Source organism: Nonomuraea sp. NPDC048881 (assembly GCF_040649795.1).
Lineage (GTDB): Bacteria > Actinomycetota > Actinomycetes > Streptosporangiales > Streptosporangiaceae > Nonomuraea.
Window position 1 is genome coordinate 16617 of the sequence record NZ_JBEZGC010000013.1, and the last position, 11846, is coordinate 28462.

The 11846-nt window shown below is 69.4% G+C and carries 12 protein-coding genes; 7 read left to right on the top strand and 5 right to left on the bottom strand.

All coding sequences use genetic code 11. The features are described 5' to 3' along the window. Position 1: 1 nt before the first annotated feature. Together AB0C33_RS35925 and AB0C33_RS35930 are read right to left on the bottom strand one after the other, a co-directional pair. On the bottom strand, positions 2–868 hold the full coding sequence (locus AB0C33_RS35925) for an NAD(P)-dependent oxidoreductase (RefSeq protein ID WP_358295696.1): 867 nt from the start codon (positions 866–868) through the stop codon (positions 2–4). A gap of 562 nt (positions 869–1430) precedes the next feature. Further along, a complete protein-coding gene (locus tag AB0C33_RS35930) occupies positions 1431–1763 on the bottom strand; it encodes an integrase core domain-containing protein (RefSeq protein ID WP_358295699.1) in 333 nt (110 codons plus the stop codon). 125 nt (positions 1764–1888) lie between these two features. Here AB0C33_RS35930 and AB0C33_RS35935 point away from each other — a divergent pair, with 125 nt between their 5' ends. The 5 genes from AB0C33_RS35935 to AB0C33_RS35955 all read left to right on the top strand — a co-directional run bounded on the left by AB0C33_RS35935 (position 1889) and on the right by AB0C33_RS35955 (position 6625). Further along, complete coding sequence (locus AB0C33_RS35935; RefSeq protein ID WP_358295703.1) at positions 1889–2608, top strand: hypothetical protein; 720 nt, start codon at positions 1889–1891, stop codon at positions 2606–2608. Positions 2609–2765: 157 nt separating this feature from the next. Beyond that, complete coding sequence (locus AB0C33_RS35940; protein ID WP_358295706.1) at positions 2766–3677, top strand: LysR family transcriptional regulator; 912 nt, start codon at positions 2766–2768, stop codon at positions 3675–3677. A 64-nt stretch (positions 3678–3741) separates the two neighbouring features. Beyond that, on the top strand, positions 3742–4629 hold the full coding sequence (locus AB0C33_RS35945) for an alpha/beta hydrolase (protein WP_358295709.1): 888 nt from the start codon (positions 3742–3744) through the stop codon (positions 4627–4629). After that, positions 4626–5453: an LLM class flavin-dependent oxidoreductase gene (locus AB0C33_RS35950; protein ID WP_358295712.1), complete on the top strand. Its 828-nt coding sequence runs from the start codon at positions 4626–4628 to the stop codon at positions 5451–5453. Before AB0C33_RS35945 ends, AB0C33_RS35950 begins: the two co-directional genes overlap by 4 nt. Before the next feature lie 215 nt (positions 5454–5668). Continuing rightward, entirely contained in the window at positions 5669–6625 is a 957-nt protein-coding gene (locus tag AB0C33_RS35955) for an aldo/keto reductase (protein WP_358296289.1), read from the top strand. Between the two features lie 183 nt (positions 6626–6808). Here the strand turns inward: AB0C33_RS35955 and AB0C33_RS35960 are convergent, their stop codons facing one another. After that, positions 6809–7489: an FAD-dependent oxidoreductase gene (locus AB0C33_RS35960; protein ID WP_358295715.1), complete on the bottom strand. Its 681-nt coding sequence runs from the start codon at positions 7487–7489 to the stop codon at positions 6809–6811. Between the two features lie 579 nt (positions 7490–8068). Between AB0C33_RS35960 and AB0C33_RS35965 the strand changes: the two genes are divergently transcribed. Then, positions 8069–8908 (top strand): GNAT family N-acetyltransferase, encoded by an 840-nt coding sequence (locus AB0C33_RS35965; RefSeq protein ID WP_358295718.1) that lies wholly within the window; start codon positions 8069–8071, stop codon positions 8906–8908. Between the two features lie 470 nt (positions 8909–9378). Then, on the top strand, positions 9379–9648 hold the full coding sequence (locus AB0C33_RS35970; protein ID WP_358296292.1) for an integrase core domain-containing protein: 270 nt from the start codon (positions 9379–9381) through the stop codon (positions 9646–9648). Positions 9649–9869: 221 nt separating this feature from the next. Here AB0C33_RS35970 and AB0C33_RS35975 read toward each other — a convergent pair whose 3' ends face one another. Together AB0C33_RS35975 and AB0C33_RS35980 are read right to left on the bottom strand one after the other, a co-directional pair. Then, a complete protein-coding gene (locus AB0C33_RS35975; protein WP_358295720.1) occupies positions 9870–10589 on the bottom strand; it encodes a DUF4429 domain-containing protein in 720 nt (239 codons plus the stop codon). A gap of 730 nt (positions 10590–11319) precedes the next feature. Continuing rightward, positions 11320–11754, bottom strand: a complete 435-nt coding sequence (locus AB0C33_RS35980; protein ID WP_358295722.1) for a VOC family protein — start codon at positions 11752–11754, stop codon at positions 11320–11322. Positions 11755–11846 lie beyond the last annotated feature (92 nt).

The window sequence follows — 11846 nt, forward strand, 5'->3', positions numbered from 1 at the left end:
CTCAGGGCCCGGCGTCCGCCTGGCGGCGCACCAGATCGAGCAGGTTCGTACGAGGCACCCAGCCGAGCAGATCGGCGAGCCTGCGGGTGTCGGCGAGGGAGTCGGCAGGCTCGTGGACGGAGGCGGGTACGACGTCGACCACAGGACGGGTGCCGGTAGCCTCCGCCACGGCCGCGATCATCTCGCGCAGGCTGTGCCCCTGCCCTGTACCGATGTTGACGACTCCAGGATGGCCGATCAGGTCGGCCATGACCGCGACGACCTGCCGTACGTCGGTGATGTCCCGGGTGCGATCGAGCGAGCCGTACACCCGCAACGGCCGGTGGGCGCGGGCCGCGGCGAGCCAGAGGTGCAGAGCCATGTCGGGGCGCTGCCCTTCGCCCGCCACGGTGAAGGGCCGCACCACGGTCACCTGCCTCCCCGCGCACAGTCGTTCCAGGGCCGCCTTGCTGAGGGCGTACTCGCCGCGCGGCCTCAGACGGTCGTCCTCGTGACTGGGCCGCCCGCGCCTGGCGCCGCCGTAGACGCTGCTGGAGGACGCGATCAGCATCGGGGTGCCCGGCGAGGTGAGGGCCAGAACGCGTGAGCCTGCGAGCACATTGTCGCGCCACCGGCCGCCGGCTTCGATGACATCCCGTACCCCGGGCCGGCCGGCCAGGTGGAAGACGGAGGTGGCCGCCTTGAAAGCCTCGCGCACCCGTTCATCGTCGCCGAGCAGGTCGGCGACCAGCACGGTAAGCGCGCCATCGGCCCGTTCCGATGACACGGGGCGGCGGTCGATCGCGACGACGTGGTCGCCACGCGCGAGCAGCAGATCGGTCAGCGCCTTCCCGAGGAAGCCGGCGGCCCCCGTCACGATCGTCGCCACTCACATCCCCTCGCGCGAACTACCACCCACGGACCGGCTACCTGACCGGGGCGAAGAACGGCTACCCCGCCGCATTCCCCCTGGTACACCGGCCCTGCTCGACTGACCGAGGCCCATCCGCACGTTCCGCACCCTAGCCGCAAACCCGCCGCCTGCCCGCTTCCAGACATTCCGCTTCACAGGCCTACGTCGCGTACATATGCGATGTCCGCATCTTCCCCACCTGACAACTTCGAGGCCGCAATGACCAACACCAACAGCAGGAGGGCATATCGGGACCGATCACCCGTACTCGGCCGGTGCCACCCACAGCCGCCCGGACAACACGATCGGCCGCCACCGCATCCCCCTGGTAACGGCCCTCTTCCCTCTGACGTGACAGACGCTTCGAACTCGTACAGGTTGAGCCGATGGCTTCACAGGGCATGACCGTTACCGCGCGAGCCTTAGCCTCTGCCCTGTGGCTAAGCCGCCTCCTCCTCGACAGCGCCTTGATCATTCCGGGCATGACGCACGCGGGCCCTCGCCCCCCTGCGCCTGCCGATAATCCCGTCCGTGCTGGTCAAGCGGCGTGTGAGGTCTCGTGGAGGACGCCGGCGAGCCTGTCTCGTCGGCGTATGTTCAGATCGATGATTCGTCCGGGTCCGGTGATCGGGTCCAGGGCGGGACGCAGTGGAGCCGCTTGGCTCAGGGCTTGATGTGCTAGGTGCCGGTTGTAGAAGCATTCGTATTCGCGCAGGGCGTGCCGAAGGTGGCGTTCGTTCCAGATGAGGCGGCGGTCGAGAAGCTCGTGGCGGCAGGACTGCACCCACCGTTCCAAGATGGAGTTCATCTGCGGCATCCGGATGCCGGTGAGCACGGTCTTGATGCCGGCCTCGGTGAGTACCTCGTCCATGATGGCCGGGAACTTCCCATCCTGGTCTCGAAGCAGAGAGCGCGCCCGGCAGCCCGCATCAGCGGAACAGCGGTTGGACCTCGCGCCGGCTGTTCTGCGACACGGTCTTCACGGTCGTCGTCGACGTGGTCGGGCTGACCGGGGCGCCCCTGACGGCGTCGATGTCGACGACGGTCGCCGTACAGGATCCCGATCTCGTCGCCACGTCCCTCATGGCAGGGAGCGCGACGATCACCGGTGCGGCCACCCTCGCCGGTACGACGACCACCGGCACGCTCCTCGCCGGCGACGTCACGGCGAGCAGCCTCACCTCCGCCGGCGCGCTCGACGTCAGCGGGCAGACGGTGCTGGCCGGGGCGGGCACGAGCGCGGCGAACGTCAGCGGGCCGCTCACCGTCAGCGGCGTGGCCACACTGACCGGCGGTCTCGACGTGGTGGGCGGGCAGGTCACCATGCTCGGCATCGTCGTCCCTCCGGGAGGCGGGAACACCCTCACCACCCCGAACGTGATGACCGTGCCCATTCACGCCAACACCGACTGGTGGTACGACGGCGCCGCCGTCACATTCGGCAGCTCCGAGGGCGGGGAACCGGCCGGCGACAGCTCGATCATCCAGCTGTTCTGGTTCCCCCTCGGAAACGGCTCGATCGCCAACTCCTACGAGATCGTCCCGGCGGACGAGACGACGGAGGTCCCAGGGCCGCCTCTCGCAGACGTCGGCGCCGTGCTCCGGCAACGCGAGACGCGTGCCCGCAACCTCGTCGACAAACTGTCCCGGGCCTTCGGCCACACCCTGGACGACGCCAGCAGGAAGGAACTGGTCACCCTCTTCTCAGAGGGTTGAGCGCGCCGGGGGCCGGGTGGTGCGCAGGCAGCCGACGGCGGGGTCGTGAGGGCTGCGGCGCAGCCGGTCGCACAGGAGCACCGGGAGTAGCGCGCAGTCATCAATGAATGTGATTATTTCGCTCGAATCAATCGCTCTTGACGATAGTCTGGCTGTCATGGCTGACGTGGAACTGCGCCACCTGAGGACGATGGCCGCCATCGCCGAGGAGGGGACGTTCGGCCGGGCGGCGGTTCGCCTCGGCTACACCCAGTCGTCGGTGAGCCAGCAGATCGCCGCGCTGGAGAAGGCCGTCGGCGGGGCCGTCTTCGACCGGCCAGGAGGTCCAAGGCCGGTACGCGCCACTCCTCTCGGCGAGCTGGTCCTGGCCCACGGGCGTGATCTGCTCGCGAGGTCGGAGGCGCTGACCGACGCCGTCGATCGGTTCAAGGCGGGTCACGGCCGGATCGACGTCGGCACCTTCCAGGGCGCGACCCGGTTGATCCTGCCCGCAGTGGTGCGCGGGTTGCTGGGCGAGCACCCCGGCTGCGACGTCAGGCTGTCGGAGGTGATACCGGAGAACCCGAACATCGGAGATCTCGACCTGTTGTTCCACTACGACCGCATCGACGGCGACGTCGAACACGTCGAGCTGCTGGACGAGCCTCACCTCCTGGTGGCCGCCGCGGGCGCGTTCCCCGACGGTCCGGTACCGGTCGAGCTGCTCGACGACACTCCCATGGTCGCCTGGCCGCCCACCGTCCACCAAAGATGGCTGGAACGGGAGCTCGCCGGCGCGGGCGCCCGGCCGCGGATCGTGTTCCGCACGGCCGGCCACGAAACCGTCGTCTCGATGGTGCGGGTGGGCCTGGGCTCGGCGGTGTTGCCCTGGCTCGCCCTCCTGGGGTCGGACGTCTGGTCCGACGACCGGCTCCGTATCCATCGGCTGGAGCCGCCGCCTACCTGCACGTGGTACCTGTGTCGGCCGGCCGGGCGCATCCGGTCGCCGCTGGCGGCCCGGGCCATCGACCTCGCCGTCGCAGCCGCCGCTGAGCTGGCCGGCCAGATGGAACACGGTATATCGCTGTAGGCGATCGACTCGATCGAAAATCATAGCTTTTCGCGATGGGGCGGCCAGGCTTAGCGTGCCGGACATGAACGCCAACCAAGATCACCCCGAGCGGCTCCTCGACATCAACGGCATAAAGCTCTGCGTCCAGACGTTCGGCGACCCGGCTGCGCCCGCCCTGCTGCTCATCGGCGGCGCCGAGGCGTCGATGGACTGGTGGGACGACGACTTCTGCGAGCGCCTCGCCGCCGGCGGCCGGCACGTCATCCGGTACGACACCCGGGACACCGGCCGCTCCACGACCTTCCCGCCCGGCGCGCCGCCGTACGGAAACGACGCCCTGTTCGACGACGCCGTCGGCCTGCTCGACGAACTCGGCATCGCGGCCGCCCACATCGTCGGCGTCTCCATGGGCGGCGGAATCGCCCAGCGCCTGGCCGTGCGCCACCCCGGCCGGGTCGCCTCCCTGACGCTCATCGCCACCAGCCCGGGCGGACCCGGCGGCCCCGACCGCCACGACCTGCCGCCGATGAGCGCCGAACTGGCGAAGCGGTTCGCCGAGGACGGCGACCAGACGCCCGACTGGTCCGACCGCGAGGCCGTCATCGCGTACTACACCGACGGCGAGCGCACCTTCGCGGGCACCATTCCCGTCGACGAGGAGCGGATGCGCCGCATCGCCGGCCGCGTCTGGGACCGCAGCCCGTCCCCTGCGTCGGCGCAGAACCACTGGCAGCTCGACGGCGGCGAGCCCGTCCGCGCCCGTCTCGGTGCGATCGCGACGCCCACGCTGGTGTTGCACGGCACCGCGGACCCGCTGCTCCCGTACGGGCACGGCGAGGCGCTGGCACGGGAGATCCCGGGAGCCCGGCTGGTCCCGCTCGAGGGCATGGGGCACCAGATGCCGCCACCGGAGCTCTGGGACATCGCGATCGCAGAGATCCTTTCGGTCTCCAGCGGAGAGCGCCCGTGAGCCGGCTGCGATCGGCACTATGGCTGCCGCTCTTCGACGAGCTCGCCGACCCGCGGGCGGTGGCGAACCTGGCCGCCGACGCGGAGGAGGCCGGGTGGGACGGCTGCTTCGTATGGGATCACCTGTCCTGGCGGGCGCCGGTCCAGCAGGTCGCCGACTCGTGGATCACGCTCGCGGCGGTCGCGACCGCCACCGAGCGGCTGCGGCTTGGTCCGATGGTGGCGACGCTCGCCCGCCGGCGTCCGGCCAAGGTGGCGCGGGAAACCGCGACACTGGACCAGCTGAGCGACGGCCGCCTCACCCTAGGCGTCGGACTCGGCAGCGATCGGTTCGGCGGCGAGCTGTCCAGGACCGGCGAGCAGCTCGACGACCGGCAGCGGGGGCGGATGCTCGATGAGTCCTTGGCCATCCTGGCCGCCGCGTGGTCCGGAGAGCCGGTGCGCCACCGCGGCGAGCATTACACCGTCGACGACATCACGTTCCTGCCGCAGCCGGTTCAGCGGCCAGGCGTGCCGGTATGGGCCGCCGGATTCCCCGGCAACGTCAAGCCGATCCGCCGCGCCGCCCGGCTCGACGGCTTCTTTCCGATCAACCTGGAACACCCGGACCAGCTCGCCGAGGGCGCCGGCACCCTCACCGAGCTGCGAAACGGCGACATGGCCTCGTACGACATCGCCGTCAGCCTGCCCGCCGGCGTCGACCCGCTGCCGTACGCCGCCGCCGGCGCGACCTGGTGGCTGACGGAGTTCGACCCGGGTGTACGGCTCGACACGGTACGCGGCGTACTCCGCGACGGCCCGGCGAACCCGGGCGACGGCGCCTGAGCCGCTTCACCGGCCTTCCTGATCTCCGACGAGTCGTCCTGCATCAGCGGCGCGGAGATCTCCATGGACGGCGGGCACACCGCCCACGACGGCGCCGAATCCCTCTCCGACGCCTCCGCTGACCGGCGATTCATCACTCCGCTCCTGGGCAGACCGCATGGTCTGATCGGATGAAGAGGAGAAACGTCGTGAACGGCGAGATGCATCAGGATCGGATGATCCGGCGGTTGTGGCCCGGCGGAGCGGAGATGGGCGCGGTCGGGCTCGGCTGCATGGGGATGACGTGGGCGTACGGCGACTCCCCGGACGCCGAGGACCCCCGCACCGTCATCGGGCGGGCGTTGGACCTGGGCGTGAACTTCCTCGACACCGCCGACGTGTACGGACCCTTCACCAACGAGGAGACCGTCGGCAGGGCCATCGCCGGACGGCGGGAGGAGGTCGTGCTCGCCACCAAGGGCGGCAACGTCGCGCGGACCACCGAGAACGGCGCCCCCGCCCTGCCTGTGCCGGACGGAAGGCCCGAGCATCTGCGCGCGGCCGTCGACGCCTCGCTCCGGCGGCTGGGCGTGGACCATGTCGACCTGTACTACCTGCACCGCCCGGACCCCGAGGTGCCGGTCGAGGAGAGTGTCGGCGCCCTGGCCGAGATGGTGGCGGCGGGCAAGGCGCTGGCCGTGGGGGTCTCGGAGTTCAGCCTGGAACAGCTCGACCGGGCGCAGGCCGTCCACCCGATCAAGGCCGTGCAGTCGGAGCTGTCCCTGTGGACGAGAGACCACCTGTCCACGTCGCTGGAGTGGTGCGCCCGCCACGACGCCGCCTTCGTCGCCTACTCACCGCTCGGCCGCGGTTTCCTGACCGGCCGCTTCCGTGAGGCCGGCTTCTCCCCGGACGACTACCGCTCCCGCAACCCCCGCTTCCAGGAGGAGAACCTGAAGGCCAACCTGGTCATCGTGAACGCGGTGGAGCGGATCGCCGCCCGGCACCAGGCGACCGCGGCCCAGGTCGCCCTCGCCTGGACGCTCGCCCAGGGAGAGCACGTCGTCCCGATTCCGGGGAGCCGGCGTCGCTCACGGGTGGAGGAGAACGCCGCCGCGGCACGCCTCAGGCTCACCCCGGAAGACCTCGCGGATCTGGACGCGTTGCCCGCACCGGCCGGCAGCCGGTACTGACCCGCCGACTCCAGGAGGGGGCGGGCCGAAGTTCCGACACCCTACGTTGTCATCCGCGAGATGGAGTAGTCGGTCGTTGTGGGGCAGGGGATGTCGTACCGGAGCGATGCCACGGTTGGGTATTCGGCGACAACTTGGCGCAGCGACCAGCGAAATGCGACGCGCCCACGTACCCGTACTCGATCACGATTTACGGCCCGTGGAAGTGCCCTGACGATGTGGCATACGTAGTTGTCGCCGTTCACGGTGGACCGGGCTGGATTCGTGGTCCTTGACTACCGCCCCGCTCGTCGTTCGATTGCAGGTCGGTTGCGTGAATGCCCGGGTGAGGCGGTCGCGTCGGGGCACCTCGATGTCGGCTCGATGTCGGCGTCGACGAGATCGAGCAGCGCCCGCGGAGGGCCGGCCTGCTGCGGGGTCCGATGTGGTCGATGCCCATCGAGTAGGCCTTGTATTCGGCAAGGACCTCACGCAGGTCGCGTTCGAGCATGATGAGGGACCGATCGACCGCGCGACATCTCCCGCCACGTAGACCCTGTCGGTCGCCACGCCGTTGATGTCGAAGGCGCGCCCGCCGGCGTCGCAGCCGACACCCCAGAAGCCGGCCGCCAGTCCGGAGCCCTCCAGCCATTCCACGTCACGGATCGACCCCAGCGAGGCCAGCACCAGGTCGGCCTCGATGGCGGTCCCGTCCGAGAGCCGAGCAGGCCGCACGTGTCCGCCCGCGTCGCCCTCCAGCGACGACATGCCCACCCCGCAGCGCAGGTCCACGCCATGGTCGCGCCGCATCTGCGCGGCGATCTGGCCGATCACTCCGCCGAGCGCGCCGACCAGCGGCGCCGAGCCCCGCTCGGCGACTGTCACCGGGATAGCGAGTTCCCGGCAGATGGAGGCCGCCTCCCGAGCCGATGAACCAGGCGCCGATGACGAGAACCCGCGACGGCCGCGCGGCCGGCGCCTGTTGCAGCCGCGCGGCGTCATCACGCGAGCGCAGCGTGTACATCCCCTCCAGGGCGGCCTCGGCCGGCGCCGCCCCCTTGCGCCAGCGGTGGGCCACCACAACCGCCGCCTCCGCCGCACCTGCGTGAACATCGTCAGCTCCAGAGCACACCCATCGCGGCCATGCGGCACGCTAGGCGGGGCCGTGTGATCGCCCTGGTCAGCGACGCGACTATCCCTTTCTTTCGTACGTGGTCTGCCCCTGGATGGCGGTAACCCCCGGCCCGCCCTGGATCGCTGACGCCACTGGCCGATCGGATGCCTGCTCACGCCTCAACGCCACCATGATCCCAGGAGGGGCGTCTCGGACCCCCAACGATCTTCGGGCCTCGATGGCCATGTGGGGGCGGAAACGAGCACGCAGCCGTTGCGGAAGCTGAAATGTCGCCACGGCGGATTAGTGTGCAAACCGTGAGTTATGTGATCGATTGTCACCGTGAGCGTGTGCGCGCCGCCGACCCTCTCGTCGCCGTCGCGGATCTCGGCGAAGACCTGATCGAGACCGTGAACGCTGTCGGCGCCCCCTCGGTGACCAGAGCCGACCCCGGCGCCCCGTCAGTGCGCTGGGGCCCGCTGACCACCTACTCCCTCCACGCCAGAGTCGCCGACGACAACCCCGCGGACGCCCTCGGCGGCCTCCTCGACCGGTGGATCTCGACCCTCGACGCCGAGCCGGGTTCCGGGCTCGTGGTGAACTGGCCGAGCCGGGATGCCGCGCCCGTGGCGGCACTGGTCAGGCGGGGGTTCGCGCCACGCTCTGTGCTCGGCGTCCGCGTCGGCCCCGCTTCAGCGGGCGGGCACTCGTCTCCAGGTATACGGCGGGCCACGGCGGACGATCTGGATGCCATGTGCCGGCTGTACGTGGAGCTGGTCGACTACGAGGCCCAGTTCGGCTGGTTCTCGGTGCTGCCCTCGACGCCCTCCGCCGCTCGGGCCGAGCTCGAGGAGAAGCTCGCCCGTGACGACGGCTGGTGCTGGCTGGCCGAATCGGACGGTGAAGTCGCCGGCATGCTCGCAGTCCATCACCCCGACCATTCGGGCTGGATCGCGCCCGCCGTGCAGAAGCCTCCGCCCGTGGCGTACGTGGGCTCCTTGTACGCGCGGCCGGTCAGCAGGGGCCGCGGCATCGGCACCGCGCTGACCGCCCACGCCCATGCCGAGGCCGCAGCGGCAGGCGTCGAGACCATACTGGTGCACTACGCGGCCCCGAATCCGCTGTCCGTCCCCTTCTGGTCCCGCCGGGGCTACCGTCCGCTCGTCACGACCTGGGGACGGTTCGCTTAGGCGAGGAAGGTCCTGCGTATCGGCGGCCCGTCTGCAGCCCCACTACTGGTCGACCACGGGAGGAGGAGGCGAGATCCCCGGCGTAAGCCCGGGCTGCGTTGCTTCGGGGGCTGACCTGGGCGGGTGAGGCGCGTTGGCAACCCGTGTGTTCACCGATGAGGAGATCCGCTGTGCCCGCATCATCTCCGGCAGTCTGCGGGCCAGCGCGGACAGCACCGCTCGATCTGCCCACAACAGCCTCGGACGGCCAAGTTGACGGCGCAACACGGCGACCTCGTGCCGCAGCACGAGGATCTCCATGTTCTTGGTCGCGTCGCTACGAGTCAGCAGCGTTAGCCGGCCCACGACGCGGCAGAAGATCAGCTAGAAGAGACGGAGCGCCATCGGGCCCCGCTCTTCGCCGTCGCCCTTCGGGAGGTTTCACAGCCAATGGGCTGCGGACCATCACCACACTGCCGTAGACGCCGAGGATCAACGCCATTTGCGACCGGGCCATCGGCACCCTGCGCCGCGAACTCCCGGACCGGATGCTGATCCTCAGCGAACGCCATCTGGCCCTCGTGCTCCGCGAGTACCTGAACCCCTACAACGGGCACCGGCCGCACCAGTCCCGGCGCCAACGGCCGCCAGACACCGCAACGCGGTCCGCCCGCGACATGACCGAACTCAATGGCCTGCGATCCATCCGCCGAAGGCTCGTCGTCGCAGGCGTGATGAGCGAATACCACCACGCCGCTTGATCGCAGCTCAGCCCACGAAACTTAATATTCGGGCGGCACACCTCGCGATGGTCGCACTCGCTGCCCTGATCATGCAGCAAAACTCCAGCTCATGGTACGAAACCGTATTTCTGAGCGGATACCGTGCTGATGGTGCGGTTCTTCCCGGACGAAAGCGTGCCGTCGGGTGCCTTGAGTTCCAAGGCGCCAACGCGCACAAAAATCACATACGGGACAGCAGCTCAGCCTTCCGCCGTGACCTGTTCGATCATGGGAGCTTGTACGGCGGCCAGCACGGCGGCGGCGAAGGGCAGGGAGTGATGCGTGGCTCCCCAGCCGATGCCGAACACCACGGAGGCGGGATCGTTGTTGGGGTTGGAGAGGGCCTGGTGCCCACGGATGCGCAGCCGCAATGACCCACGAGCGTCCTCCAGTGCATGCCACTCGACGCCCTCGATCTCAGTGATCGGGTAACGCCGGTCACCTGCCGTGTACTTGGCCGGGGAAGCTCCGGACGCGAACCAGGTGAAGGTGACAGCCTGCCCGTCGAAGGCGGCCTCACCGTCCCATGCCTTGAAACTACGCGGCACCGAAGGACCGGCGATCAGGAACCGCTCAGCCGGACCGCGCTGGGACAGGGCCGCGCGCACCTCGTTGGCATACTGGTCGGCCAGCGTCTTCGTGGCGGCGGGCAGCACCAGCCGGTACGGATCGAGCGACTCCTGGAGTTGCCCCGTTGCCGCGGACATGACCGGATCGGCTCCCTCTCGGGGAACCACCCGCAACGCCACCCTGCCGCGTGCGCCAGGCTCCAGCATGACATCGGCCAGCGCGTCGTACGGCACGAACCGCTCTCCGAGCTCCATGCTCAGTTTCGACGCCTTGCCCGGTTCAGGCGTAATGCGCAGCCCACCGTCCTCGAACTCCCACGCGCAACCTCGCCCCTTCAGTACGTCACCCATGCAAGCAAGGATAGGTGCCCGAACACTGGCGGCTACGCAGACGGGCGACCACCGCGACGAGTCGGCCGGGCCTGCGCACGTCGCCGGCCGCCACGTTCGGCTACGACGACTACGGCGACTTCTGCCGGCGCACTTTGGAGGAGCAGGAAGCCCTTTCTCTTGCACTTCAAAGACCTGGCCGCCCCGAACGCAGTTACCGTCACGTCCAGCCGTTACCTAGTAACGGCTTCAGAACGCGAACGGCTACTCCGAACGCGAACCCATCCCCTTGGAGCGGAGCGCGGCCAACCAGCCGGGCACCACTCCGTGTCGTTCTCGCCACGCGCCCGCCCGGTAACGATCCGAACAGTACTGGGCATCCGAACGGCGGACGCAGACCCCGCCACCATGACTTGCCGCACACCGGGCAGGCGACCGAGGTCCGCGCCGACCGCACCTCCGCGCCGGTGGGCCCTCTGGTCAGACCCCGACCTGCCAGCTCCGCCGCAGCAGCGTCGTATTCGGCACGCTGTCGTTCCCGATCTCGCCAGGCGTGCGACCGGCAGGCGTTGGAGCAGAACCTTCTCGAGACGCGAGCAGCTTCCGGCAATAGACCGCCGCAGCCCTCGCAACGCCGCGTGCCCCGCGAACTCACACCCTCGATGATCCCGGTCTGCTCACGCCCTGTCGCCGCGAAGGGGAACGACCCGTGATCACGCGGTCGCAAATGGGCCTGACCGGAGAAAGGATTTCAACTGAGGCAGAATTCGTTGCCCTCGATGTCCTGCATCACGATGACCGACTCGTTTTCCTCATCGGCAGGTAGTAGCCGCTCGCGTTGCGCGCCGAGCGCGATCAGCCGGGCGCATTCGGCCTCGAGTGTGGCCAGGCGCTCGGCGCCCACGAGCCCGGTGCCGACCCGCACGTCAAGGTGCACTCGATTCTTGACGACCTTGCCTTCGGGAACTCGCTGGAAGTAGAGCCGGGGACCCACACCTGAGGGATCGCTGCAGGCGAACCATGAATCGCGCTGCTCAGGCGGCAACGAGCGGTTGTAGTCGCCCCAACTGGCGAACCCCTCCGGTGGGGGCGGTGCGACATATCCCAGCACCTCGCACCAGAACCGCGCGACGCGCTCAGGTTCCGCACAATCAAAAGCGACTTGAACCTTCTTAACCGACACCATGGGGCAATTCTCCCATGGCCGCGCTACACACCGTGCCCCACCGCTCACCGGGGCACCGAGCGAGACCTCCGCACAGGTCTCCGAGACTCGCG

Bases quoted from the DNA above. Each gene is read 5' to 3' on its own strand.
- AB0C33_RS35945 (WP_358295709.1), top strand. From the start codon at position 3,742: ATGAACGCCAACCAAGATCACCCCGAGCGGCTCCTCGACATCAACGGC.
- AB0C33_RS35975 (WP_358295720.1), bottom strand. From the start codon at position 10,589: ATGGGTGACGTACTGAAGGGGCGAGGTTGCGCGTGGGAGTTCGAGGAC.
- AB0C33_RS35940 (WP_358295706.1), top strand. From the start codon at position 2,766: ATGGCTGACGTGGAACTGCGCCACCTGAGGACGATGGCCGCCATCGCC.
- AB0C33_RS35955 (WP_358296289.1), top strand. From the start codon at position 5,669: ATGATCCGGCGGTTGTGGCCCGGCGGAGCGGAGATGGGCGCGGTCGGG.
- AB0C33_RS35980 (WP_358295722.1), bottom strand. From the start codon at position 11,754: ATGGTGTCGGTTAAGAAGGTTCAAGTCGCTTTTGATTGTGCGGAACCT.
- AB0C33_RS35930 (WP_358295699.1), bottom strand. From the start codon at position 1,763: ATGGACGAGGTACTCACCGAGGCCGGCATCAAGACCGTGCTCACCGGC.